The organism is Roseateles rivi, from assembly GCF_043555845.1.
GTDB classification, from domain to species: domain Bacteria; phylum Pseudomonadota; class Gammaproteobacteria; order Burkholderiales; family Burkholderiaceae_C; genus Roseateles; species Roseateles rivi.
This window is the reverse complement of sequence record NZ_JBIGHZ010000004.1, coordinates 463,913-486,597: the sequence shown is the minus strand read 5'-3', so window position 1 is coordinate 486,597 and position 22,685 is coordinate 463,913. Positions and strand designations below refer to the sequence as shown.

Here is a 22,685-nt window from a genome sequence, read left to right as displayed (position 1 = left end):
GCCGGGGCGCCGCGCTGTGTCACAAGAGAAGAAGGAACGCTGGGGTTCGAGACTTCCGAGAAAAGGCGTGACGTGCCGCGGCCGCTCAGACCCGCTGGGTCGAGCTGTTGGAGCCGGTGCTAGTCCGCGGTGTCATAACCGTCGTGCCTTTCTCAGTCCTTGTGAGGGGTTGGAAGATCTGCGCCCATTCTATGCGCACAGCGCCTGAGCGCGCCAAGCCTGTGCACAAGCGCCTCAGAGCTTGATGTCCAGACCCAGCTGGTACGAGGTTCGCGGGTAGCTCAAGGTTTGCGAGTAGGAGCCGTCGTCAAAGCGCGTGGTGTTGCGGCCATCCAAGGGGGCGATGTTGTTGACGGCCAGGCGCAGAGACATCTGCTTGCTGAGCGTGTACTGAACAAACGCGTCCGCGCTGCGGCTGGCCGACTGCGTTTGCAGCTGCTGCGCAGTCTGCTGCGTGGCAAAGCCCGGCGTGTAGGCGAGGTTCAGGCCCATGGACACCGGCAGCGCTCTGGCGCGGTAGTCCAGACCCAGGGTGGCCGACCAGGGCTGCTGGCCTTCCAGCCGCGCATTGGGCAGAGGCAGTGCCTTGATTTTCGAGCGGTAGATGTTCAGAGAAGTGCGCAGATTCAGCGCCGTCTGCGGATCGAACAAGGCCGGCAGCAGCTCGCCCGCGCGGCCCTTGAGTTCCAGCTCCAGCCCATGGCTGCGCGCTTTGGAGAAGTTCTGCGGGCGCGAGACATAGCGAGCAAGGCCCCCGACTTGCTCCAGCGCGATGACGTTGCGCACCAGGTCCTGCACCTCGCGCACAAACACGCCAACGCTGGCCATGCCGCCACCGCTGAAATAGGTCTCGTAAGCCACATCCAAGCCCGTGGCCAGCTCAGGGCGCAAGAGCGGGTTGCCGCCCCGGTCGGGCGACAACATATCGTTGGGGCGACTCAAGTCTGGGTAGCGGTTGCTGACCGCATAGGGCGCCGTCAGCGCATTGAGGCCCGGCGCCTTGTAGCTGCGTGTGAGGCTGCTGCGAATGAGGTCGCGCCCCTTGGGGTCGAACTTGTAGTTCAGGTGCAGCAAGGGCGAGGTGACGCGGCTGGTGTGGCGCAGCGGCTGACCCTCCACGCTGCTTTGGGTGTTGATTTGCTCGTGACGCAAGCCCAGGTAGAGCCCCCACTGCGGCGTGAGCTCCCATTCGTCTTGAACAAACACCGCCAGGCGGCGCACGCGTGCGAACTGGTCTTGCTCCAGCACCGGGGCCGCGGCCAGTTCTTGGGTGTTGCGCTCATCGCTGCGGCGACGGTGGTCGATGTCCCAGCCCAGCATCAGGCTGTGGCTGTCACCCACCAGCTGGCTGAACTTGCCGGCCTGCGTGAGCCCGTAGGTGTCGTTGCCGCCCCAAACGCGGCGCAAACCAGCGGCACGGGTGAACTCGTTGTCAAACTCGCCACCGGAGCGAAACCAACCCGCCTTGAGCTCGAACTTGCGGTCTTCGTCGAGGCGTTTGTTCCAGGCCAGGTTGAGGTTTTGGTTGTGCCAGACGCCTTCGTTGTAGCTGGGGTCGTCCAGCACCGGCCGGCCCTGCAGCGACAGTGGCTGCAGCGACAGGCGGTTGTGCCAGAAGCCCTTTTGCATAAAGGTGCTCAGCGAGACATTGTCATCGTCGCCGCGCTTCCAGTTGAGGCGGGGCGCGAAGTTGTAGCCATGGCCCCAGTTGGGTTGCAGCACATGCACCAAACTGCTGGCGGGCTGCTGATCGCTGCCCAGCGACTGGGTCAACGTGGTGCGCTCACCCACACCTTTCCAGGAAAACAAAGACAGCGGCACCGAATAGGCCAGCGCACCTTGCTTGTGGTGGTAGGCCATGTGCAGACCAGGACGTGGCTGGTCATAGCTATAGCCCAGCCCAACGCGCGCTTCCATGCTGGTGGTTTTAGGAGCGTCTTTGAGAATGATGTTGATGGCCCCGGCCACGGCTTGGGCGCTGTGCTCGGCCGAAGGGCCCTTGATCACTTCAATGCGCTCTACTTGGCTGGGGTGGAGTTGGTCGAGCTGAAAACCCGGAGGAGCCGGGTCGCCGTTGATGAGAATCAGCGTGTAGCCCGCACCCAGGCCACGCATGCGCGGCGCGCCAGTGGAGAGGTCCACGCCCGGCAGGCGTTTGAGCACCTCGGTCACGGCGGTATCGCCGTACTTGTCCAGCTCTTCACGACCATACAGCTGCTTGGCCACTGGCGCACGGCGGCGCAAATCGGTGTCGCTTTGCGGGCGCGCATTGATTTCCACGCGCTCGAGCTTGGCGGCTGGCGCTTTGGAGGGGCCCTCGCCTTCGGCGGATGTGGTCTCTTGAGCCAGTGCGGCTGTAGGGACGGCGCTCAACAACAAAAGCCAAAAAAACGCAGCGCTCGCAGGGGTGTGCATGTCTGAGAGATCTCCAAGAAAGAGTTCGCAGCGCGCTCTTGGTCGCGCTAGGCCGTCACCTTAGTGCGTGGCGCCCTGGTACGGCGCCCGCGTGCGACCAAATGCGAGAACGAGTACGCCAATGGCAAGCGCTGTGCGCCAAGCGGGCCACCGCTGTGGCGGAGGCGCCGCGTTCAACGCTTGGTTTGGAGCTTGGCGAAAGCTGCGGCCATGGCGCTTTGCCCACCGCTGGGCGCCGCCGCGGCCCCACGGCCTTGGCGCTCTTGACGCCCGGCCGGCACAAAGCCGTTGTTGCTGCGGCCTGCTGCAGCGCGCGGCGCGGCGTCGAGCTTCATGGTCAGGCTGATGCGCTTGCGCGCCAGGTCGACCTCAAGCACACGCACCTTGACGATGTCGCCGGTCTTGACCACCTCGCGCGCGTCGGACACAAACTTGTTGGCCAACTGGCTGACGTGAATCAGGCCGTCCTGGTGCACACCCAGGTCCACAAAGGCGCCGAATTGCGCGACGTTGGACACCGTGCCTTCCAGCACCATGCCCTCCACCAGATCTTTGATGTCGTCCACGCCCTCGTTGAAGCGCGCGACCTTGAAGTCGGGGCGCGGGTCGCGGCCGGGTTTTTCCAGCTCGGTCAGGATGTCTTTGACGGTGATGGCGCCAAAGCGCTCATCGGCAAAGGCCTCGGGGCGCAGGGCGCGGATGACGTCGGTGTTGCCCAGCAACTGCTCAATGGGCCGCTGCGCCGTGGCCAGGATTTTTTCCACCACTGGGTAGGTCTCAGGGTGAACGCCTGAGAGGTCCAGCGGGTTGTCGCCATCGCGAATGCGCAAAAAGCCCGCGGCCAGCTCAAAAGTCTTGGGGCCCAGGCCCGTGACGTCCAGCAGCTGGCGGCGGTTTTTGAACGCGCCATGCGCATCGCGCCAGCGCACGATGCTCGAAGCCACCGTGGCCGACAGGCCCGACACGCGTGCCAGCAGGGGCGCCGAGGCGGTGTTGAGATCCACGCCCACGCCGTTCACGCAGTCTTCCACCACCGCGTCCAGCGTGCGCGCCAGCTCGCTTTGGTTCACATCGTGCTGGTACTGACCCACGCCAATGCTCTTGGGGTCGATCTTCACCAGTTCGGCCAGCGGGTCTTGCAAGCGCCGCGCGATGGAGACAGCGCCGCGCAGGCTCACGTCCAGCTCAGGCAATTCCTTGGAGGCAAATTCGGAGGCCGAATACACCGAAGCACCAGCCTCACTGACCACCACTTTTTGAATCTCGGTGCCCGGCGCCATGCTTTGGATGCGCTTGATCAAATCGCCCGCGAGCTTGTCGGTCTCGCGGCTGGCCGTGCCGTTGCCAATGGCAATCAGGTTCACGCCATGCGTGGCGCACAGACGGCCCAGGGCATGAATGGCACCGTCCCAGTCTTTGCGCGGCTCGTGCGGGTAGACCGTGGTGGTGTCCAGCACACGGCCGGTGTCGCTCACCACCGCCACTTTCACGCCGGTGCGAATGCCCGGGTCCAGGCCCATGACCACGCGCTTGCCCGCAGGAGCAGCCAGCAGCAGGTCGCGCAGGTTCTCCGCAAACACCTTGATGGCCACACGCTCGGCCTCTTCGCGCAGGCGCGAGAACAGGTCGCGCTCCAGGCTCATGCTGAGCTTGACCTTCCAGGTCCAAGCCACGGTTTTGCGCATCAGCTCGTCCGAGGGGCGCTGAGCGTGGCTCCAGCCCAGGTGGCGCGCGATGCGGCCTTCGGCCAGCGAGGGCTGACCCAGCACCACCTCTTCGTCCAGCACCAGCTTGGCGTCGAGAAACTCCTGCGTGCGCCCACGAAACACGGCCAGCGCGCGGTGCGAGGGCACGGTTTTGATGGGTTCAGCGTAGTCGAAATAGTCGCGGAACTTGGCCACATCGGGGTGGCTTTCGTCCTTGCCTGCGAGCAGCTTGCTTTGGAAACGCCCCTCTTCCCACAGCCACTCGCGCAGCTTGCCCACCAGGGCGGCATCCTCGGCCCAGCGTTCGCTGAGCAGATCGCGCACACCGTCGAGCACCGCGTGCGCATCAGCAAAGCCCGCATCGGCGTTGATATAGGCCTGCGCCTGCGCCAGCGGGTCGAGGCTGGGGTCGGCAAACAACAGATCGGCCAGCGGCTCCAGCCCGGCTTCGCGGGCGATCATGCCCTTGGTGCGGCGCTTCGGCTTAAAGGGCAGGTAGAGGTCTTCCAGCTCTTGCTTGGTGGGCGCGCCCTCAATGGCGGCGCGCAACTCGGGCGTGAGCTTGCCCTGCTCTTCAATGCTTTTGAGCACCGCCGCGCGGCGCTCTTCGAGCTCGCGCAAATAGGCCAGGCGGGCCTCCAGCTCGCGCAGCTGGCTGTCGTCCAAACCGTCGGTGGCTTCCTTGCGGTAGCGCGCGATAAAGGGCACGGTAGCGCCCCCATCCAGCAGCTGGACGGCGACGTTGACTTGAGCCGGGCGAACTTTGAGCTCGTCGGCAATCTGGAGCAGGATTTTGTCCAAGGCGGCGTATGGCAAACAAAGGAGCGCGGGAGTGTGCCACAGGCCCCGCACCGGGACTGGGCACGCCAACTGGCCAGGGTGGCCGCGAAATCAGATCAGCGCGGTGACGCGCTCAGCAGGCCAGACCCACGTGCAGGGCCACCATGCCGCCGGTGAGGTTGTGCACGTCCACATGGCCAAAGCCGCAGCCCTTCATCATGGCTTTGAGTTCAGCCTGAGGCGGGTGCATGCGGATGGATTCAGCCAGGTAGCGGTAGCTTTGCGCATCGCCCGCAATCCATTGGCCGATCTTGGGCAGCACTTTGAAGGAGTACCAGTCGTAGGGCTTGCGCAGCGGCTCAGCCACCTGCGAAAACTCCAGCACCAGCAAACGCCCACCGGGACGCAGCACGCGGCGCATTTCTTTGAGTGCGCCTTCCTTGTGCGTCATGTTGCGCAAGCCAAACGCCACGCAGACCATGTCGAAGCAGCCGTCACGGTAGGGCAGCGCTTCGGCGTCGCAGAGGTTGGTGGGCAGCACCAGACCTTCGTTGAGCAAGCGGTCGCGCCCGGTGCGCAGCATGGCTTCGTTGATGTCGGTGTGCACCACCATGCCGGTGGCCCCGACTTTGCGCGCAAACGCCCGCGCCATATCGCCCGTGCCCCCGGCGATGTCCAGCACGCGCTCGCCCGGCTTGAGGTTGGCCACGGCCACCGTGTAGCTTTTCCAGACGCGGTGCAAGCCCATGGACATCAGGTCGTTCATGATGTCGTAGCGCGAGGCCACGGAGTCGAACACGCCGCGCACGCGCTGGGCTTTTTCCTGTTCGTCTACGGTTTCAAATCCGAAATGGGTCTGGCTCATGGTGTCGAGGAATGGTGTGTTCGGTCAGCCTTGGGAGCTGGCGCATTGGCGCGCAGCGGCGCCGGGCATGGGATCATCGCGGTCACGGCCGGCCTCTTGCAGCCGGGCCAGGTACTGGTCCCACAGCATGGCTTGGTCGCGCCCCAAACGGTAGAGATAGTCCCAGGTGAAGATGCCGCTGTCGTGCCCGTCAGAAAAGCGCGGCTGCAGCGCGTAGTGGCCGACTTGCGCCAAGTCCTCGATGAGCACCTCGCGCTTGCCGGACTGCAGCACTTCCTGCCCAGGCCCGTGGCCCATGACCTCGGCCGAGGGGCTCAGCACGCGCATGAGCTCAAACGGGATGCGCCAGCGCGCGCCGTCGTCAAAAGCAATTTCAAGCACTCGGGAGTGCTGGTGGACGACCACGTCGGTGGGACGGGGGCTTGAGGGACTCTGGCCAGACATGACAACGGCGCCCAGCGGGCTGACAAAGGCAAGCCAGCAGTGTAGCCGTGTGCCTGCCCTCGCACAGGGGCCCGCGCTGTAGCCACAGCGGCCCAGCAGGCTTCAATCCAAGGTTTTGAGCGCTTCCAGCAGCAAGGCGTCGAGCTCGGGCAAGGTGAGGGGCAGCACCGGCGCGGCCTCACGCTGGGCGGTGGCCCAGATGGGTTGAGGGAAATGTGCGTCGCCCTCAAAGCGCGCAATCACATGCCAGTGCAGGTGCGGCACCACATTGCCCAGGCTGGCCAGATTGATTTTGGTCGGGCACAGCGCGCGGCGCAGCACTTGCTCCACCGCACACACCACCTCCATGCATTGCTGGCGCTGTGCGCGTGGCAGCTCGGAAAACTCGCCTACATGAGCGTTCCAGATCACGCGGTAGAAGGCTGGGTAGGCGGGCGTGTCGGTCACGCGCACCACCCGCCACAGCGGCCGCTGCAGCAAGAGCAGGCCGCCGGGCTCGGCGCACAGCACGCAGGGCGCAGCAGCGTCTGGGCCCGCAGGTGCGGGGCTGAATGGGGTGAAAGCGGGCGTGGTCATGAGGCCCGCACTCTAACCGCAGAGCACCCTGAACTCAGACCAGCACGCGCTCAATGCCGCCCTGGTTGGCCTTCTCGACATAGTCGGCCATCCAGCGCTCGCCCAGGATGTGGCGCGCCATTTCCACCACCACGTAGTCGGCTTCCAACAGCCCGCTGCTCAAGTCCGACCCGTAGCGGGTCAGCCCCTGCAAGCAGCTGGGGCAGCTGGTGAGCACCTTGATGTTGTCCTGCGGACCGACGGCGCCGCTGCTGCGCAGCCGCTCCTCGCTTTGGCGCAGCTCCTGCTCTTTGCGGTAGCGCACCTGGGTGGAGATGTCGGGCCGCGTCACGCCCAGCGTGCCGCTCTCGCCGCAGCAGCGCGCGCTCAGCTCCACCGAGCTGCCCTGCCCCAGCAGCGACTGCACGGTTTTGAGCGGCTCCTGCTGCTTCATGGGGCTGTGGCAGGGGTCGTGGTAGAGGTAGGTCTGCGCGGCATCGCCCAGGGTGATGCCACGCTCCAGCAGGTATTCGTGGATGTCCAGAATGCGGCAGCCCGGGAAGATGTCTTCGAACTTGTAGCCGCTGAGCTGGTCAAAACAAGTGCCGCAAGACACCACCACGGTTTTGATGTCCAGGTAGTTCAGCGTGTTGGCCACGCGGTGAAAGAGCACCCGGTTGTCGGTGATGATTTTTTCGGCCTTGTCGAACTGCCCCGAGCCGCGCTGCGGGTAGCCGCAGCACAAATAGCCCGGCGGCAGCACGGTTTGCACCCCGGCATGCCAGAGCATGGCCTGGGTGGCCAGACCCACCTGGCTGAACAAGCGCTCAGACCCGCAGCCCGGGAAATAGAACACCGCCTCCGTGTCGGCAGTGGTGCGAGCCGGGTCGCGAATCAGGGGGACGTAGTTTTTGTCCTCGATGTCCAGCAGGGCCCGCGCCGTTTTGTTGGGCAGCCCGGCGGGCAGCTTTTTGTTCACGAAGTGAATCACCTGCTCTTTGATGGGCGCAGGGCCGACCGTGGCCGCAGGGGCTTGGGTTTGCTTGCGCGCCAGGCCTTTGAACAGCTCGTGGGCCAGGCGCTGGGCCCGAAAGCCCACGCCCACCATGGCCGTGCGCGCCAGCTTGATGGTCTCGGGCCGGGTGGCATTGAGCATGAACATGGCCGCCGCGTTGCCCGGACGCCAGGACTTCTGGCCCATCTTGCGCAGGAGGTTGCGCATATTCATGGTGACGTCGCCAAAGTCAATCTTCACCGGGCAGGGCGAGGCGCACTTGTGGCACACCGTGCAGTGGTCGGCCACGTCCTCGAACTCTTCCCAGTGGCGCAAGGACACGCCGCGCCGGGTTTGCTCTTCGTACAAAAAGGCCTCCACCAACAAGGAGGTGGCCAAGATTTTGTTGCGCGGGCTGTAGAGCAGGTTGGCGCGTGGCACATGCGTGGCGCACACGGGTTTGCACTTGCCGCAGCGCAGGCAGTCTTTGACGCTGTCGCTGATGGCGCCGATGTCGCTTTGCTGCATGATCAGCGACTCATGCCCCATCAGCCCAAAGCTGGGGGTGTAGGCATTGGTGAGGTCAGCAAAAGTGCCGTGCGTGCTGAGCTGGGGGCGCAGCAGCTTGCCACGGTTGAAGTGGCCCTGTGGGTCCACGCGCTGCTTGTAGCTGGCGAAGTCGGCCAGCTCTTCGTCGGACAAAAACTCCAGCTTGGTGATGCCGATGCCGTGCTCGCCGGAGATCACACCGCCGAGCGAGCGCGCCAGGGCCATGATGCGCCCCACCGCCTCGTGGGCGGTTTGCAGCATGTCGTAGTTGTCGGAGTTGACGGGGATGTTGGTGTGCACATTGCCGTCACCCGCATGCATGTGCAGCGCCACCCAGACGCGGCCGCGCAGCACCTCTTGGTGAATGGTGCGGCATTGCGCCAGCACGGGCGCAAACGCCGCGCCGGCAAACAGCGTCTGCAGCGGCTTGAGCAGCTGCTGCTTCCAAGAGGCGCGCCAGCTCTTGTCTTGCAAATGGTCAAACACGCTGCGGCCGCTGCTGGCGTCTAACTCGTCCAAACCGTCCAGCCAGCCCTGCCACTGCGCTTGCACCTCGGCCAGCAGCGCTTGCGCTTGCTGCACGCGGTCTTCCAGCAGCTCGCCGCTGGGGATGTCGCTGGCATCGTCGCTGCGGCCCAGGGGCAGCTCGCCCGCGCCGAAAAACGCCTGCAGGCGCTGCACCAGCGCGAGCTTGTTGCGCAACGACAGCTCGATGTTGATGCGCTCAATGCCCAGCGTGTACTCGCCCATGCGGGGCAGCGGAATCACCACGTCTTCGTTCACCTTGAAGGCGTTGGTGTGCTTGCTGATGGCGGCGGTGCGTTTGCGGTCCAGCCAAAACTTTTTGCGCGCATCGGCCCCAACGGCCACAAAGCCTTCGCCCGAGCGCGCATTGGCCAGGCGCACCACCTCGGAGGTGGCTTGCGCCACTTGCTGCTCGTCGTCGCCCACGATGTCGCCAATCAACACCATCTTGGGCAGGCCCGAGCCCCCCGCAGCCGCGCCGCGCTTGCTTTTGGTGGCATAGCCCACGGCCTTCAGGTAGCGGTCGTCCAGGTGCTCCAAGCCCGCCAGCACGGCGCCCCCACTTTGGCGAGCCTGCGCGAACATGTAGTCCTTGATGTCGACAATCGAGGGCACGCAGTCCTTGGGGTTGCCAAAGAACTCAAGGCAAACCGTGCGCACAAAGCGCGGCATGCGGTGCACGATCCAGCGGCAGCTGGTGATGAGGCCATCACAGCCCTCTTTTTGCACCCCGGGCAGACCGGCCAGGAATTTGTCGGTGACGTCTTTGCCCAGCCCTTCTTTGCGAAACACGCGGCCCGGGATTTCCAGCGTTTGCGTGCGCAACAAGCGTTTGGCGCTGGCGTCGAAGTAGCGCAGCTCAAAGCGCGCCAACTCCACGTCGTGAATCTTGCCCAGGTTGTGCTCCAGGCGCACCACCTCCAGCCACTGCGCATCGGGCGTGACCATGCGCCATGAGGCCAGGTTATCCAGCGCCGTGCCCCACAGCACGGCTTTTTTGCCGCCCGCGTTCATGGCGATATTGCCGCCCACGCAGCTGGCTTCAGCGCTGGTGGGGTCCACGGCAAACACATAGCCGTGTTTCTCGGCTTCATCGGCCACGCGCTGCGTCACCACACCGGCCTCGCACTGGATGGTGGCCACTTTTTGCGCCAGCCCGGGCAGGCTGACATGCTCAACGCTGCTCAAGCTGTCGAGCTTTTCGGTGTTGAGCACCGCACTGTTCCACACCAGGGGCACGGCCCCGCCGGTGTAGCCGGTGCCACCACCGCGAGGAATGATGGTCAGGCCCAGCTCAATACAGCCCGCCACCAGATGGGCCATCTCGGCCTCGCTGTCGGGGGTGAGCACCACAAAGGGGTATTCCACACGCCAGTCGGTGGCGTCGGTGACGTGGGAGACGCGCGAGAGCGGGTCGAACTTGATGTTGTGCCGCGCCGTGTGGCGGCCCAGCACTTTTTGCGCGCGGCGACGCAACTCGGCCACACGATCAAACCACGCGGCGAACTCGCCCACAGCCGCATCGGCGCAGGCCAGCAGCTCGCCCACCCAAGCATCGCGGGTCTGGTCGCCTTCGGGGTGGCGGCGGCGCTGCACTTCGCTGAGGCGGTGGCGCAAGGCCTGCACCAAGTCTTGACGCCGGCGCGGGTTGTCCAGCAAATCGTCTTGCAAATAGGGGTTGCGCTGCACCACCCAGATGTCACCCAACACCTCGTAGAGCATGCGAGCCGAGCGCCCGGTTTGGCGCTCCTGGCGCAGCTGGTCCAGCAATTCCCAAGCGCGCTGACCCAAGAGGCGCAGCACGATCTCGCGGTCTGAAAACGAGGTGTAGTTGTAGGGAATTTCGCGCAAACGCACAGGGGCGCTGCGAGCAATAGGGGACACAGCGCCTGGAGCAGGCGTCAGCGGGTGCGGAGCATTCATGGCGGCCAGGCGCCAGGCGCCTTGGGTTGCGGCGTGCCTCACGAGGCACGCCTGATCGAACGATGCGAAAAATAGCAAACACCGCAGGCTTTTGGCCTGAAGGCCCCAACAGGGGCTCAGCTGCGTGGCGATGCGGGGCGGGGGTATGACCAACAACACAACACGCGCCAGGCCATGCTACCGCAGTGCAACAAATTTTCGATCGCCCCCACCCCATTTCGGGCCTTCCCGTACCGACCGTGAAACTCTGCCAGACCACGGGCACGGGCAAGCCGCTAAGCTCAAGCCTGCCATTTTTGGGAGTACACATGCACCGCTCAGCCTGGCCCCTGCCGTTTTGGATTGCTCACCGGGGTGCGGGCAAGCTCGCGCCAGAAAACACCCTGGCGGCTTTTCGAGAGGGGGCAGGTCTTGGCTATCGGGCATTTGAGTGCGACGTCAAACTCAGCGCTGACGGCGTGCCTTATTTGCTGCATGACGCCACACTGGATCGCTGCACCTGCGCCCAGGGCAGCGCTGCGGGCTGGACTTGGTCTGCGCTTTCGCGGCTGGACGCTGGCGCTTGGCACAGCCCCGATTACGCGGGCGAACCGCCAGCCAGCCTGGAAGCGGTCTCGCGCTTTTGCCGCGCCAAAGACTTGGCCTTGAATCTGGAGCTCAAGCCCTTGCCCGGCCAGGCCCACGCCACAGGCGCCACGGTGGCGCGCGCGGTGCAGGGGCTGTGGCAAAACGCTGCCGCGCCCGTGCTGCTGAGTTCTTTTGAGGTGGCGGCACTCGAAGGTGCCTTGAGCAGCGCGCCCCTGGTGCCGCGTGCCTTGCTGGTCGACACCCTGGAGGGCGGTTGGCAGCAGGCCTTGCAAGCGCTGCATTGCGCCGCCCTGATTGCCCACTACCCCTTGGTGGATGCCGAGTTGGTGGCCCAGGTGCATGCGCAGCAGCGCCGCGTTTTGGTCTACACCTGCAATGACCCCGAGGCCGCAGCCTCGCTGCTGGCACTGGGGGTGGACGGCATCATCACCGATGCGCTGGACCGCTTCACGCCGACGCCTGAGCCCACGCTCCAGGTGCGCTGAGCAAGGCGTAAACACGCGTGTCCCGGGGCTGCTGATCAACCCCCAGATGATCCCTGCGCAGCAAGCCCTCGAACTCAAAACCACAGCGCTCGGCCACGGCGCGGCTGCCCACATTGCGCTCATCCATGCGGATTTCCACGCGGCGGGCCTGCAGCTGTGAAAACGCCATGCCTGCGAGTAGGCGCACAGCCTCACTGGCCAGGCCCTGCCCTTGCGAAGAGCGGCGCAGCCAGTAACCCAACTCAAACTTGCGCAAGGCCCAATCCATGCGGCGCAAGGCCACACTACCCAGCAAAGCACTGCGGTGCCCGCCCTCGCCCTGAGCCCAGATCAGATACGGCAGGTCCTGGCGCAGCGTGAACTCAGCACTCATGCGCCGCACCTCGGCTTCGTTGTGCTCAACACTCATGGGCGCATGCGCCCAGGGCATCCACTGCTGCAGCTCCTGCAAGGTTTCCAGCACCGCCGCATGCAGCGCGGCACCATCACCCGGCTGCGGTGCGCGCAGCACAAAACGTGCACCGCGCAGCTCTGTCGGCACTTCAACCAAAGTGGCCGAAAAGCAAGTCGTCATGGTCGGGCTCCATCGGTTTTGTCTGCATCTCGCGGCGGGGTCTCTTGAGCAAAGGCCACGGTGGCCTCGGCGCCCAGCGCGGGCTCTTCCGCCTGCATGACGGGCAGCTCACGCACCTCGCGCAAGGACGACAGCCACCAGGCCACAGCGGCTGTCAACAAAGCCCCAGCGCCTGCCAGCCACAGCGATGCGCGCAAGCTCAGGTGCTCACCCAGCCAGCCGCCCAGCAAGGCTCCAGGCCCGGCGGGCAGCACGGTGAGCCAACGCACGGTGCTGGTCATGCGCCCCAGCATGGGGGCAGGCGTGACGGCCTGACGCAAGGCCAGGAAGTTGATGAAGATGAACACCGCGCCCAGGCCAAAGCAAAACAACATGGCCACAAAAAACCAGACACCCCAGCTGGAGACGGGCGCCATGGCCAGCAAGCTCCAACCCAGGCCGCAGATGACCAAGCCCAGCATCAAGCAAGGCCCCGGCCCGAGGCGCGCACTGACGCGATGCCCCACCACGCTAGCCGCTACGGTGCCCACTCCCAGGGCCACATAACTCAGCCCCACTTCCTGGCCGGACAGCCCCAACACCCGCGTGGCCATCAAAATCTGCACCACCTGCGCGCAATGGTGAAAGCCCTGCCAGGCGCCCAGCGTGAGCGACAACACCACCAACAACTGGTGCCCGCGCACAAAGGCCAGCCCCGCTTTCAGATCGGCCCAAAACCCCACACCCGAGGGCGCGCGCAGCTGTTCTTGCACATGCACACCGCGCAGAATCAGTGTCGACATCAATAGCAAGAATGCGTCCACCGCCAAGGCCACCGGCGCGCCCAAGAGCTTGATGAGCACGCCTGCCAAACCCGGCCCGGCCACCTCGGCGCTGGAAGAGGCCAGCGCGTTCTTCGCATGCGCCTCCACCAAGCGCTCGCGCGAGACCACCTGGGTCAACACGATCTGCGCGGCGGTTCCGGCCACGGTGTGCACGGAGCCCAAAACGAAGGCCACAAAGTACAGCCAGGGCATGCCCAGCCAGCCCGCCCAATAGGCCAGCGGCACACTGGCCACGGCTACGGCCAGCATGGCCTCGCCCGCCACATAGACAGGCAGCTTGCGCACGCGGTCCAGCCACACGCCGCCGGGCAGCGAAAGCAAGGCAAAGGGCGCCACTTCCATGGCCGTGAGCAAGCCCATTTGCGTGGGCGTGGCGTGCAGCAGCACCGCCGCAGTCAAGGGCAAGGCAATGAGGGTGACTTGCGCACCCAAGGTGCTGGTCAGAATGGAAGCCCAGAGATGCCGGTACACGCGGTCGCGCAGCAAGTCACCGGGCGGCAGGCCCAGTCTGTCCAGGCACCAATTCAAACAACGGCTCCAGAGACCAGGTGGTCTGAACTTTGGCTTGATGTTCAAGATCCGAATACTCCCCGATCGACCAGGCCAAGGCCTGGCCGCCCCTCTAACTCAGCTGGCTCAGCGCAGCACCATGTTGTCTCGATGGATGAGTTCCGCTTCGGCCGCATAGCCCAACGCGCGCGCGATGTCGGCGGAGGGCTTGCGTGCAATGAGGCGCGCTTCGGCGCTGGAGTAGTTGCTCAGGCCTCGTGCCAGCTCCCGCCCTTGCGCATTGAGCACCGCAATCACGTCGCCGCGGTGGAACTCGCCTTGCACATCGGTCACCCCAATGGGCAGCAGGCTCTTGCCCTCGCGGCTGAGTTTCTCTGCCGCGCCCGCGTCCACGCTGACTGCGCCGTGCAGCTGCAGGTGATCCATCATCCACTGCTTGCGTGCAGCCAGTTTGGCAGTGCTGGCCAGCAGGGCTGTGCCTATGGTCTCGCCGCGCGCCAATCGCAACAGCACATCGGGCTCACGCCCCCAGGCAATGACGGTCGAAGCGCCGCTGCCCGCAGCACGCTTGGCCGCAAGGATTTTGGTGATCATGCCGCCGCGCCCAATGCTGGAGCCCGCACCGCCGGCCATCAGCTCCAGCGCAGGGTCGCCCGCCACAGCCTCGTGCACAAATTGCGCGTCGGGGTGCTTGCGTGGGTCGGCGCTGTAAAGCCCTTTTTGGTCCGTCAAAATCACCAGCGCATCGGCTTCAACGAGGTTGGCCACCAAGGCGCCCAAGGTGTCGTTGTCGCCGAACTTGATTTCGTCGTTGACCACGGTGTCGTTCTCGTTGATCACCGGCAGCACGCGGTGACTCAAGAGGGTCAACAAGGTGGAGCGCGCGTTGAGGTAGCGCTCCCGATCCGCAAGGTCCGCGTGCGTCAAAAGCACCTGAGCCGAGGTCATGCCCCAGGCGCGCAGCTGCGTTTCGTACATCTGCGCCAGGCCCATCTGCCCTACGGCGGCGGCGGCTTGCAGTTCATGCAGCTCTTGCGGGCGGCTGGCCCAACCCAGGCGCTTCATGCCCTCGGCAATGGCGCCGGAAGACACCATCACCACTTCCCTGCCCTGCTCTGCCAGCTCGGCCAACTGGCGGCACCAGTTGCCAATGGCCGCTGCATCAACGCCGCGCCCCTCGTTGGTCACCAGGCTGGAGCCGACTTTGACAACGATGCGGCGGGCTTTGAGCAGGGGCTGGGCAAGACTCATGAGGAGGTGCTGGACTTCTTCGCAGTGCGCCGCGGTTTGGCGGCAGGGGTAGCTGGGGCTTCGGCGATGGGCGCGAAGCGTGGGTCCACGGGCTCGTCCGGCGCCGCCACTGGGGCGCTGCCGGCCGGTGCATCAGCATCAAAGCGTGGATCAGGATCGGGCGCCACGGGGTTGCGCATCGCGGCCACGTGCTCGTAGATGGCGTGAATCAGCGGCTCGCAGCCCTCGCGGGTCAGGGCCGAGATTTCAAACACCGGGCCCTTCCACTTGTAGCGCTTGACGAAGTCCTTCACGCGCGCGCCGCGCTCCTCGGCCTGTACCATGTCGAGCTTGTTGAGCACCAGCCAACGCGGCTTGTCATGCAACTCTTGGTCGTACTTTTTGAGCTCTTTGACAATGGCCTTGGCTTCAGCCACCGGGTCCACACCCGGGTCGAAAGGCGCCAGGTCGACGACGTGCAGCAACAGACGCGTGCGCTGCAAATGGCGCAGAAACTGGTGGCCCAAACCGGCACCCTCTGCCGCACCCTCGATCAGACCGGGGATGTCGGCAATCACAAAGCTCTTCTCAGGCGCCACACGCACCACGCCCAGATTGGGGTAGAGCGTGGTGAAGGGGTAGTCGGCAATCTTGGGACGCGCGTTGGACACCGCCGCAATCAGCGTCGATTTGCCTGCATTGGGCTGCCCCAGCAGGCCCACATCGGCCAGCACGCGCAACTCCAGCTTGACCTTTTTGGCCTCGCCCGGCCAGCCCGGGGTTTTCTGGCGCGGTGCACGGTTGGTGCTGCTCTTGAAGTGCAGGTTGCCAAAGCCGCCATCGCCGCCCTTGGCCAGCAGAACCTTCTCACCGGGCTCAAGCAGCTCGGCAATGATCTCTTCGGTTTCGATGTCACGCACGATGGTGCCCACCGGCATGCGCAGCACGATGTCGTCCGCCGCGGCGCCGAATTGATCGGAACCCCGACCCGCCTCGCCATTGCGCGCCTCATGACGGCGTGCATAGCGGTAGTCGATGAGCGTGTTGAGGTTGCGATCCGCCACGGCATAGACGCTGCCGCCGCGCCCACCATCGCCCCCGTCGGGTCCACCGAAGGGAATGAACTTCTCGCGACGGAAACTGGCGCAGCCGGCTCCGCCATTGCCGGCGGCGATATCGATGGTGGCTTCGTCAACGAACTTCATGGCAAACCTTCTCCTGCCCCAAGGCGCAGGCGCAGCGGGGAGGAATATATGCCAGGCCCTTGCATACACAGAAGGCTGGCGCAAAAAACGACAAAGCCCCGGACACAGCCGGGGCTATAGGTCATGACCGAGCGCGCCTCAGCGCCCCTCGGCCACAGCCAGAGGGGGTACGCCTCAGACCGGCGTGACGACGACGGTAGAGCGGTTCAGTTCACCCTTGACGGTGAAGGAAACCGTGCCGTCGACCAGCGCGAACAGGGTGTGATCCTTGCCCATGCCGACATTGGTGCCTGCGTGGAACTTGGTGCCGCGCTGACGCACGATGATGGAGCCAGCCGAGATGGTTTGGCCACCGAACACCTTCACACCCAACATCTTGGGCTTGGAATCGCGGCCGTTACGCGTCGAGCCGCCGCCTTTTTTCTGTGCCATGGATTGCTCCTAAATGGTTGCGGTAGGTTGCCGATCAGCCGTTGACCGCGCTGATTTCCAGCTCGGTGTAAGTCTGACGATGGCCCTGGCTCTTCTTGTAGTGCTTGCGGCGACGCAGCTTGAAGATGCGCACTTTGTCGTGCTTGCCTTGTGCCACAACAGTGGCCTTGACCGTAGCGCCAGCAACCAAGGGAGTGCCCACCTTCAGCTCTGCGCCGTTACCCACGGCGAGAACTTGGTCGATCACGATCTCTTGGCCAACTTCCGCAGCAATCTGTTCTACCTTGATCTTTTCGCCAGCAGCAACTTTGTATTGCTTACCGCCGGTTTTTATGACCGCGTACATATCAGCCCTTTCACTCAAAATTCAGCGCGCCGCAAGCAAGAAGCAGCACAAAGCCACCCTTCCCCGGCGCGCACCCAGCTCTGCTCGTCCACCTTCCTCAGGCAAACAAGCAAAGAGCCCGACATCATAGCAAACCCCAACCAAAGGCTCAAGTCCTCACACTCACCCCGGCAAATGCGGCGGACCCAAGGGTTCGCGAAATTGTTCCGCGCACAGCATGCAAGCACAGCCACTCGGGCTTTCTATAATCATCGATCCCTTAGAGAGAGAGTTCAGCGTGCAAGCCGCCATCGCCTCGCCAGCCTTTACCGAGGTTCTTGAGATCCTGAATCAGCAGATGCGTGAAGTCGATGCCGTCATCGCTCAACGCCTGAGCTCCCATGTCGCGCTGATCAACCAGATTTCCGCCTACATCGTCCACGCCGGTGGCAAGCGCATGCGCCCCAAGCTGGTGTTGATGTTCGCCAACGCCCTGGGCCACGACCACCCCCACAGCCGCGAACTGGCCGCCGTGGTGGAGTTCATTCACACCGCCACACTGCTGCACGACGACGTGGTGGACGAGTCCGCCCTGCGCCGCGGCAAACAAACCGCCAACGCACTTTTTGGCAATGCAGCCAGCGTGCTGGTGGGGGACTTTCTGTACTCCCGCGCCTTCCAAATGATGGTCTCGGTCGACCGCATGCGGGTGCTGGAAATCCTGGCCGAAGCCACCAACGTCATCGCCGAGGGCGAGGTCTTGCAGCTGCTAAACATGCACGACCCCGACCTGCTGGTCAGCGACTACCTGCAAGTCATTCGCTTCAAAACCGCCAAGCTCTTTGAAGCCAGCGCGCGCCTGGGCGCTGTACTGGCCAACGCCGCCCCCGAGCAAGAAGAAGCTGCCGCCACCTACGGCCGCGCCATTGGCACAGCCTTCCAGCTCATCGACGACGTGCTGGATTACGAAGGCGACAGCACGGCCCTCGGTAAAAACGTCGGCGACGATCTGCGCGAAGGCAAACCCACGCTGCCACTGCTGGCAGCCATGGAGCGCGGCACTGAGGAAGAGCGCACCCTGATTCGCCACGCCATCGAGCACGGCGAGCTGGACAAGCTGGCCGAGGTGATCGCCATCGTGCGCCGCACCGGGGCACTCGAAATCACACGCGACACCGCCCGCAAAGAAATCGAACTCGCCACCCAAGCCTTGAGCCACCTGCCCGAGAGTAAGTGGCGCGAAACTCTGCTAGAATTCGCGATTCAGTCGATCTCAAGATCCTCTTGAGCGACAAGAGAATTTCGGGGTGTAGCTTAGCCTGGTAGAGCGCTACGTTCGGGACGTAGAGGCCGGAGGTTCGAATCCTCTCACCCCGACCAGGAATCCACGCAAAAAAGCCCAAGTGTTTCAAGCACTTGGGCTTTTTGCTTTGGCTCTGCTCACACGTTCCAACAACGCCTAGCAGCACAGGAAGACCAAGCCTCGCTAGCACTGCGCGCGCAACCCTAGGGCCGCGGCCGCGCAGCCCCTCATTCGGTGAGTTGGGTCAGCCGCAGGTACTTTTGCATCAGGGTTTCGCGGCTCTCTACATGCTCGGGGTTGACCGGGATGCAAGCCACGGGGCAGAGCTGCACGCACTGCGGCTCATCAAAGTGGCCCACGCATTCGGTACAGCGCTGGGGCTCGATGACGTAGTACTCAGGCCCCATGGAGATGGCCTCGTTGGGGCACTCGGGCTCGCAGACGTCGCAGTTGATGCACTCGTCGGTGATCATCAGTGCCATGGCTCAGCCCCCCTGGCGCGTTTGTGCCACGCGCTGGTGCAAGCGCTGCAGCACGGCAGGTGAAACGAATTTGTGCACCTCGCCACCGAGCGTGGCGATTTCGCGCACAAAGGTGGAAGAGACGAACTGGTACTGGTCCGACGGGGTCAAGAACACTGTCTCCACATCAGGCATGAGCTGGCGGTTCATGCCCGCGAGCTGGAACTCGTACTCAAAGTCGGAGACGGCTCGCAGGCCCCGCACCACCACCTTGGCGCCCTGCTCCACGGCAAAGTCGCGCAACAAGCCGTCAAAGGCCATGACCTCCACGCCAGGGTAGGCCTGTGCCACCTCGCGGGCCATGGCCAGGCGTTCCTCCAGCGTGAACATGGTGCGCTTGTGGTGGCCCGCCGCCACGCCGATGACAAGGCGCGAAAACAGCTGGCTGGCACGCCGCACCAAGTCCTCATGCCCCAAGGTGATGGGGTCAAAAGTGCCGGGGTAAACAGCAGTGGGGGCTCGCGTGGGGCTCAAGGCCGGTCTCCTGATCTTGGACGGGGCGCCGCAAGCCGCGGCGGCAAAGCAATGCGCCGAATTATCCCGCGCGGCGCAGCAACACGTGGTGCACCGCCCCGGCACGCCCTTCTCGCCATGGGCTCAATCCCAGCGCGGCGTCCAAAGCCACAGGGGCTGGTGACTCCACATACACCAGCCCATCAGGGCGCAGCAGCGGTGCCGCGGCGCGCAGCGCAGCCTCAAACAAATCGGCCGCAAAAGGTGGGTCTAGCAGCACGAGGTCAAAACTCTCGGGAGCGGTACGGCCCATCCACTTCAAGGCATCAACGCACTCCACGCGCAGCGTGGGCGCGGCGCTACCCTGCAGCCGCCGCTGGCTTTGGCGCAGGCTGACGGCCAGTTGTGGGTCGCGCTCCAGCAGCAGCACCTCGGACGCACCACGTGAGGCGGCCTCAAAACCCAGCGCCCCGCTGCCGGCAAAAGCGTCCAGCACGCGCCAGCCGCTGAGGTCCTGGCCCAGCCAGTTGAACAGCGTTTCGCGCACTCGGTCAGGCGTGGGGCGCAGCCCTGGCCTGTCGGCCACGGGCAGTTTGGAGCGCTTCCACTGCCCGCCAATGATGCGCACCTCGCGCGGCGCATTGCGGGCAAGGGCCTGCGCTTCCGCGCGGGGTGTTTTTTTAGGAGGGATGCTTGTTTTCACGGGAATGGCATTGGAGCACAGCCGCGGCTTGCTTCGCATCAAGCTTTGGCCGCCCCGCCGCCAAACGGAGCAGTCCCAAAGAGCGCGAAGTGCTGCACACATCGAGCACCCCCCCGCCCCGCGAGCACGGGGCTGTCTGGTGGAGCACTCGTCCCTAGACTCGATTCAACCCCACAAGACGTCAGCCCAACACCAATGTCACGCATGACAGCGCCCCCTGGCCTCCTGCCGTTCCTCCGACAGACAGCCATTCATCACAGCTTGGCGCTTGCAGTATTGGCGCTGTTGGCCGGTTGCGGTGGCGGCTGGAACGAACCGACTATGGCAAACGCCTCTGAGGAAGAGGCTCAAACAGCGAAAGCGTCACGGGTACTTGACCCCCCGCCCGCAAGGCCGGACCGGGACAACGAAGTGGAAGACGCCCCGGGGCGCTCCACACCGGGCACCACACCCAGGCCACGCAGCACCAGTGCACCGGTGGCCATGCCGGCTTTGGGCGCGGTGCCACCGGCTGACGCCTCTGCTGCCGCCATCGGCAAATGGTCAGCCCCCTTTGACACCGGCGTGGTAGCGATTCACGCCAGCCTCATGCCCGGCGGCTCGCTGATGCTTTTCGGCACCGAGCTCGAAGGGGTGGATGCAGCTCCTGACAAACAGTCGCTGAGCTTTGTCTCCCTCAATCCCGGTAGCACTTTCCAGCACTTTGGCAAGGCGCTGAATGTGAGCAGCTTCTGTGCAGGCAATATCGGGCTCAGCGATGGCTCGCTCTTCATCGTGGGTGGCACGGGCAACTGGGACAACAACCGCACAGGCGGCAAATACGGTGGAGCCAACCTGCTGGCGCGCTACAGCGAGGGCAGCGGACGCATCGACCGCTATGGCACGTCGCTACACAAACCGCGCTGGTACCCCAGTACCCTGGACATGCCCGACGGCTCCATCCTGGTGGCCGGTGGCACCGACGACCAGGGCGTGGCCGTGGCGGCACCCGAGGTGGTCAACCCTGCAGACGGGTCGTCCCGACTGCTCACTGGCATTGACATGGCCAACAAGGGCTGGAGCTACCCGCGCATGTTTGCCACCAGCAACAACGACGCCATCATGCTGGGCAACGACCAGCGTGTTTACAAACTGACCGTCACTGGCACCGGCCGCGTGCAGGAAGTCTCCACCAGCCAACGCGGCAAAGTGCCCCTGGGCCCAGCTGTTCAAGTGGGCAACAAGCAGCTGCTGGTGGCCGGCGCACGCCAGGCCGATGGCGCCAACAACCTGGCCAAGCTCGTCACAGTCAGCAACAGCGGTATCAGCGTCGAAGACGCGGGCACCATGAATATTCCGCGGGTCTATCACGAACTGACTGTGCTGCCCGATGGCACCGCCTTGGCCACAGGCGGCAACAGCTCAACAGACCCGGACGATTTGTTCGCACTCAACAAAGTCGTTTACGCGGCTGAGCGCTGGACCAGCGGCAAGGGCTGGAAGCTCATGGCGTCGGCCGCAGGCATTCGCAGCTACCACTCCACGGCGCTGCTCTTGCCCGATGGCTCGGTGGCGAAGATGGGCAGCAACCGGCCCAAAAACATGCCCAACTACACGGGCGAAATCTTCTACCCGCCCTACCTCTACAACAACGATGGCAGCGTGCGGGCGCGACCCATCATCAACTCCGTCACGCGCAGCTCTTTGGCACCACGGGCACCGTTGGTGGTGACCGTCACCCCCGCCAGCGGCAAGGCGCAAGAGCGCATCACAAGCCTGAGCATGGTGCGCATCGGCAGCGCCACCCACCAGCGCAACTTCGGTCAGCGCTATGTGAAGCTGAGCTTTTCGCGCCGCGGCAATGTGCTCACAGCCAACCTGCCGCAATCGGCCATCGACACGCCCGCGGGCCACTACATGGTGTTTGCGCTGGATTCGCGCGGCACACCGTCCATAGCCAAGATCGTCAAGATCGGCTGAGTTGAGTGACTGCGCTCACTGGCGCACGCAGATGCCCTGCGCCGCCATGAGCGCCTTGGCTTGCCCCACCGTGTGCTGGCCGAAGTGAAAAATGCTGGCGGCCAGCACCGCGTCGGCACCACCCAGGGTGATGCCATCAGCCAAATCCTGCAGCCCACCCACGCCGCCTGAGGCCACCACGGGCACAGGCACGGCATCCGCCACGGCACGGGTCAACGCCAAGTCAAAGCCACTGCGTGTGCCGTCGCGGTCCATGCTGGTGAGCAGGATTTCGCCCGCGCCCAACTCGGCCATGCGCCGCGCCCAGTCCAGGGCATCCAACCCGGTGTTGCGCCGCCCGCCGTGGGTGTAGACATCCCAGCCCACGCCGCGCTGCTGCTCGTCCTGCCCCTGGCGGCGTTTGGCATCAATGGCCACCACAATGCACTGCGCACCGTATTTGTCGCTGGCAGCGCGAATCAATTCAGGCTCGGCCACGGCGGCAGAGTTGAAGCTGACCTTGTCAGCCCCGGCGTTGAGCAGGCGGCGCACATCGGCCACCGAGCGCACACCACCGCCCACGGTCAGCGGGATGAACACCTGCGAGGCCACGGCCTCGATGACGTGCAGCAGCAAGTCACGCCCATCGCTGGTGGCGGTGATGTCCAAGAAGGTGATTTCGTCTGCACCCTGCTCGTTGTAGCGTGCAGCCACGGCCACGGGGTCGCCCGCATCGCGCAGGCCCTCGAAATTGACGCCCTTCACCACACGGCCGTTGGTCACGTCCAGGCAAGGGATGATGCGTTTGGCCAGCATGGGCGCCTTGTTTGAGTAGGGG

Annotated in this window: 19 protein-coding genes and 1 tRNA gene; 4 read left to right on the top strand and 16 right to left on the bottom strand. The window is 64.5% G+C overall.

The window, feature by feature from the left end; translation table 11 throughout:
- Positions 1-234: 234 nt before the first annotated feature.
- The 6 genes from ACG0Z6_RS12415 to ACG0Z6_RS12390 all read right to left on the bottom strand — a co-directional run bounded on the left by ACG0Z6_RS12415 (position 235) and on the right by ACG0Z6_RS12390 (position 10,756).
- Positions 235-2,415: a TonB-dependent receptor plug domain-containing protein gene (locus tag ACG0Z6_RS12415; protein ID WP_394461837.1), complete on the bottom strand. Its 2,181-nt coding sequence runs from the start codon at positions 2,413-2,415 to the stop codon at positions 235-237.
- 173 nt (positions 2,416-2,588) lie between these two features.
- Positions 2,589-4,922, bottom strand: a complete 2,334-nt coding sequence (locus tag ACG0Z6_RS12410) for a Tex family protein (protein WP_394461835.1) — start codon at positions 4,920-4,922, stop codon at positions 2,589-2,591.
- Positions 4,923-5,034: 112 nt separating this feature from the next.
- Entirely contained in the window at positions 5,035-5,766 is a 732-nt protein-coding gene (gene ubiE / locus ACG0Z6_RS12405) for a bifunctional demethylmenaquinone methyltransferase/2-methoxy-6-polyprenyl-1,4-benzoquinol methylase UbiE (RefSeq protein ID WP_394461834.1), read from the bottom strand.
- Positions 5,767-5,790: 24 nt separating this feature from the next.
- The gene (locus ACG0Z6_RS12400; RefSeq protein ID WP_394461832.1) at positions 5,791-6,210 is read right to left on the bottom strand and encodes a gamma-butyrobetaine hydroxylase family protein; all 420 of its coding nucleotides are present in this window, start codon (positions 6,208-6,210) and stop codon (positions 5,791-5,793) included.
- Between the two features lie 102 nt (positions 6,211-6,312).
- Positions 6,313-6,786 (bottom strand): HIT family protein, encoded by a 474-nt coding sequence (locus ACG0Z6_RS12395; protein ID WP_394461830.1) that lies wholly within the window; start codon positions 6,784-6,786, stop codon positions 6,313-6,315.
- 34 nt (positions 6,787-6,820) lie between these two features.
- Positions 6,821-10,756, bottom strand: a complete 3,936-nt coding sequence (locus tag ACG0Z6_RS12390) for a DUF3683 domain-containing protein (RefSeq protein ID WP_394461961.1) — start codon at positions 10,754-10,756, stop codon at positions 6,821-6,823.
- 308 nt (positions 10,757-11,064) lie between these two features.
- Here ACG0Z6_RS12390 and ugpQ point away from each other — a divergent pair, with 308 nt between their 5' ends.
- On the top strand, positions 11,065-11,829 hold the full coding sequence (gene ugpQ / locus ACG0Z6_RS12385) for a glycerophosphodiester phosphodiesterase (RefSeq protein WP_394461829.1): 765 nt from the start codon (positions 11,065-11,067) through the stop codon (positions 11,827-11,829).
- Here ugpQ and ACG0Z6_RS12380 read toward each other — a convergent pair.
- The 6 genes from ACG0Z6_RS12380 to rplU all read right to left on the bottom strand — a co-directional run bounded on the left by ACG0Z6_RS12380 (position 11,792) and on the right by rplU (position 16,950).
- Entirely contained in the window at positions 11,792-12,403 is a 612-nt protein-coding gene (locus tag ACG0Z6_RS12380) for a GNAT family N-acetyltransferase (protein ID WP_394461827.1), read from the bottom strand. The two genes, ugpQ and ACG0Z6_RS12380, sit on opposite strands and share 38 nt — an antisense overlap.
- Positions 12,400-13,755 carry an MFS transporter gene (locus ACG0Z6_RS12375; RefSeq protein ID WP_394461826.1) on the bottom strand — a complete coding sequence of 452 codons (1,356 nt, stop codon included), beginning with the start codon at positions 13,753-13,755 and terminating at the stop codon, positions 12,400-12,402. The genes ACG0Z6_RS12380 and ACG0Z6_RS12375 overlap by 4 nt, the downstream gene beginning before the upstream one ends.
- Before the next feature lie 108 nt (positions 13,756-13,863).
- A complete protein-coding gene (proB, locus tag ACG0Z6_RS12370; RefSeq protein ID WP_394461825.1) occupies positions 13,864-14,988 on the bottom strand; it encodes a glutamate 5-kinase in 1,125 nt (374 codons plus the stop codon).
- Positions 14,985-16,172 carry an Obg family GTPase CgtA gene (gene cgtA / locus ACG0Z6_RS12365; protein ID WP_394461823.1) on the bottom strand — a complete coding sequence of 396 codons (1,188 nt, stop codon included), beginning with the start codon at positions 16,170-16,172 and terminating at the stop codon, positions 14,985-14,987. The genes proB and cgtA overlap by 4 nt, the downstream gene beginning before the upstream one ends.
- 174 nt (positions 16,173-16,346) lie before the next feature.
- A complete protein-coding gene (gene rpmA / locus ACG0Z6_RS12360) occupies positions 16,347-16,604 on the bottom strand; it encodes a 50S ribosomal protein L27 (protein WP_394461821.1) in 258 nt (85 codons plus the stop codon).
- A gap of 34 nt (positions 16,605-16,638) precedes the next feature.
- Positions 16,639-16,950 carry a 50S ribosomal protein L21 gene (gene rplU, locus ACG0Z6_RS12355; RefSeq protein ID WP_394461819.1) on the bottom strand — a complete coding sequence of 104 codons (312 nt, stop codon included), beginning with the start codon at positions 16,948-16,950 and terminating at the stop codon, positions 16,639-16,641.
- A gap of 337 nt (positions 16,951-17,287) precedes the next feature.
- On the opposite strand from rplU, the gene ACG0Z6_RS12350 reads away from it, so the two are divergent.
- Both ACG0Z6_RS12350 and ACG0Z6_RS12345 read left to right on the top strand, forming a co-directional pair.
- Positions 17,288-18,217, top strand: coding sequence for a polyprenyl synthetase family protein (locus tag ACG0Z6_RS12350; RefSeq protein ID WP_394461960.1), 930 nt, complete (start codon positions 17,288-17,290; stop codon positions 18,215-18,217).
- Between the two features lie 15 nt (positions 18,218-18,232).
- A tRNA-Pro gene (locus ACG0Z6_RS12345) sits at positions 18,233-18,309 on the top strand.
- A gap of 150 nt (positions 18,310-18,459) precedes the next feature.
- Here ACG0Z6_RS12345 and ACG0Z6_RS12340 read toward each other — a convergent pair.
- The 3 genes from ACG0Z6_RS12340 to rsmD form a co-directional block, all read right to left on the bottom strand.
- Positions 18,460-18,714, bottom strand: coding sequence for a YfhL family 4Fe-4S dicluster ferredoxin (locus ACG0Z6_RS12340; protein ID WP_394461817.1), 255 nt, complete (start codon positions 18,712-18,714; stop codon positions 18,460-18,462).
- A gap of 3 nt (positions 18,715-18,717) precedes the next feature.
- On the bottom strand, positions 18,718-19,227 hold the full coding sequence (gene coaD / locus ACG0Z6_RS12335) for a pantetheine-phosphate adenylyltransferase (RefSeq protein ID WP_394461815.1): 510 nt from the start codon (positions 19,225-19,227) through the stop codon (positions 18,718-18,720).
- A gap of 61 nt (positions 19,228-19,288) precedes the next feature.
- Positions 19,289-19,948, bottom strand: a complete 660-nt coding sequence (rsmD, locus tag ACG0Z6_RS12330; RefSeq protein WP_394461813.1) for a 16S rRNA (guanine(966)-N(2))-methyltransferase RsmD — start codon at positions 19,946-19,948, stop codon at positions 19,289-19,291.
- A 372-nt stretch (positions 19,949-20,320) separates the two neighbouring features.
- On the opposite strand from rsmD, the gene ACG0Z6_RS12325 reads away from it, so the two are divergent.
- On the top strand, positions 20,321-21,868 hold the full coding sequence (locus ACG0Z6_RS12325) for a galactose oxidase early set domain-containing protein (RefSeq protein WP_394461811.1): 1,548 nt from the start codon (positions 20,321-20,323) through the stop codon (positions 21,866-21,868).
- A gap of 15 nt (positions 21,869-21,883) precedes the next feature.
- On the opposite strand, the gene hisF is transcribed toward ACG0Z6_RS12325, so the two are convergent.
- Positions 21,884-22,663 (bottom strand): imidazole glycerol phosphate synthase subunit HisF, encoded by a 780-nt coding sequence (hisF, locus tag ACG0Z6_RS12320; RefSeq protein ID WP_394461809.1) that lies wholly within the window; start codon positions 22,661-22,663, stop codon positions 21,884-21,886.
- Between the last annotated feature and the right edge of the window lie 22 nt (positions 22,664-22,685).

Coding starts and splice junctions, on each gene's coding strand:
- ACG0Z6_RS12415 (WP_394461837.1), bottom strand. CDS start 2,415: ATGCACACCCCTGCGAGCGCTGCGTTTTTTTGGCTTTTGTTGTTGAGC.
- ubiE (WP_394461834.1), bottom strand. CDS start 5,766: ATGAGCCAGACCCATTTCGGATTTGAAACCGTAGACGAACAGGAAAAA.
- ACG0Z6_RS12400 (WP_394461832.1), bottom strand. CDS start 6,210: ATGTCTGGCCAGAGTCCCTCAAGCCCCCGTCCCACCGACGTGGTCGTC.
- ACG0Z6_RS12395 (WP_394461830.1), bottom strand. CDS start 6,786: ATGACCACGCCCGCTTTCACCCCATTCAGCCCCGCACCTGCGGGCCCA.
- ACG0Z6_RS12390 (WP_394461961.1), bottom strand. CDS start 10,756: ATGAATGCTCCGCACCCGCTGACGCCTGCTCCAGGCGCTGTGTCCCCT.
- ugpQ (WP_394461829.1), top strand. CDS start 11,065: ATGCACCGCTCAGCCTGGCCCCTGCCGTTTTGGATTGCTCACCGGGGT.
- ACG0Z6_RS12380 (WP_394461827.1), bottom strand. CDS start 12,403: ATGACGACTTGCTTTTCGGCCACTTTGGTTGAAGTGCCGACAGAGCTG.
- proB (WP_394461825.1), bottom strand. CDS start 14,988: ATGAGTCTTGCCCAGCCCCTGCTCAAAGCCCGCCGCATCGTTGTCAAA.
- cgtA (WP_394461823.1), bottom strand. CDS start 16,172: ATGAAGTTCGTTGACGAAGCCACCATCGATATCGCCGCCGGCAATGGC.
- rpmA (WP_394461821.1), bottom strand. CDS start 16,604: ATGGCACAGAAAAAAGGCGGCGGCTCGACGCGTAACGGCCGCGATTCC.
- rplU (WP_394461819.1), bottom strand. CDS start 16,950: ATGTACGCGGTCATAAAAACCGGCGGTAAGCAATACAAAGTTGCTGCT.
- ACG0Z6_RS12350 (WP_394461960.1), top strand. CDS start 17,288: ATGCGTGAAGTCGATGCCGTCATCGCTCAACGCCTGAGCTCCCATGTC.
- ACG0Z6_RS12340 (WP_394461817.1), bottom strand. CDS start 18,714: ATGGCACTGATGATCACCGACGAGTGCATCAACTGCGACGTCTGCGAG.
- rsmD (WP_394461813.1), bottom strand. CDS start 19,948: ATGCGAAGCAAGCCGCGGCTGTGCTCCAATGCCATTCCCGTGAAAACA.
- hisF (WP_394461809.1), bottom strand. CDS start 22,663: ATGCTGGCCAAACGCATCATCCCTTGCCTGGACGTGACCAACGGCCGT.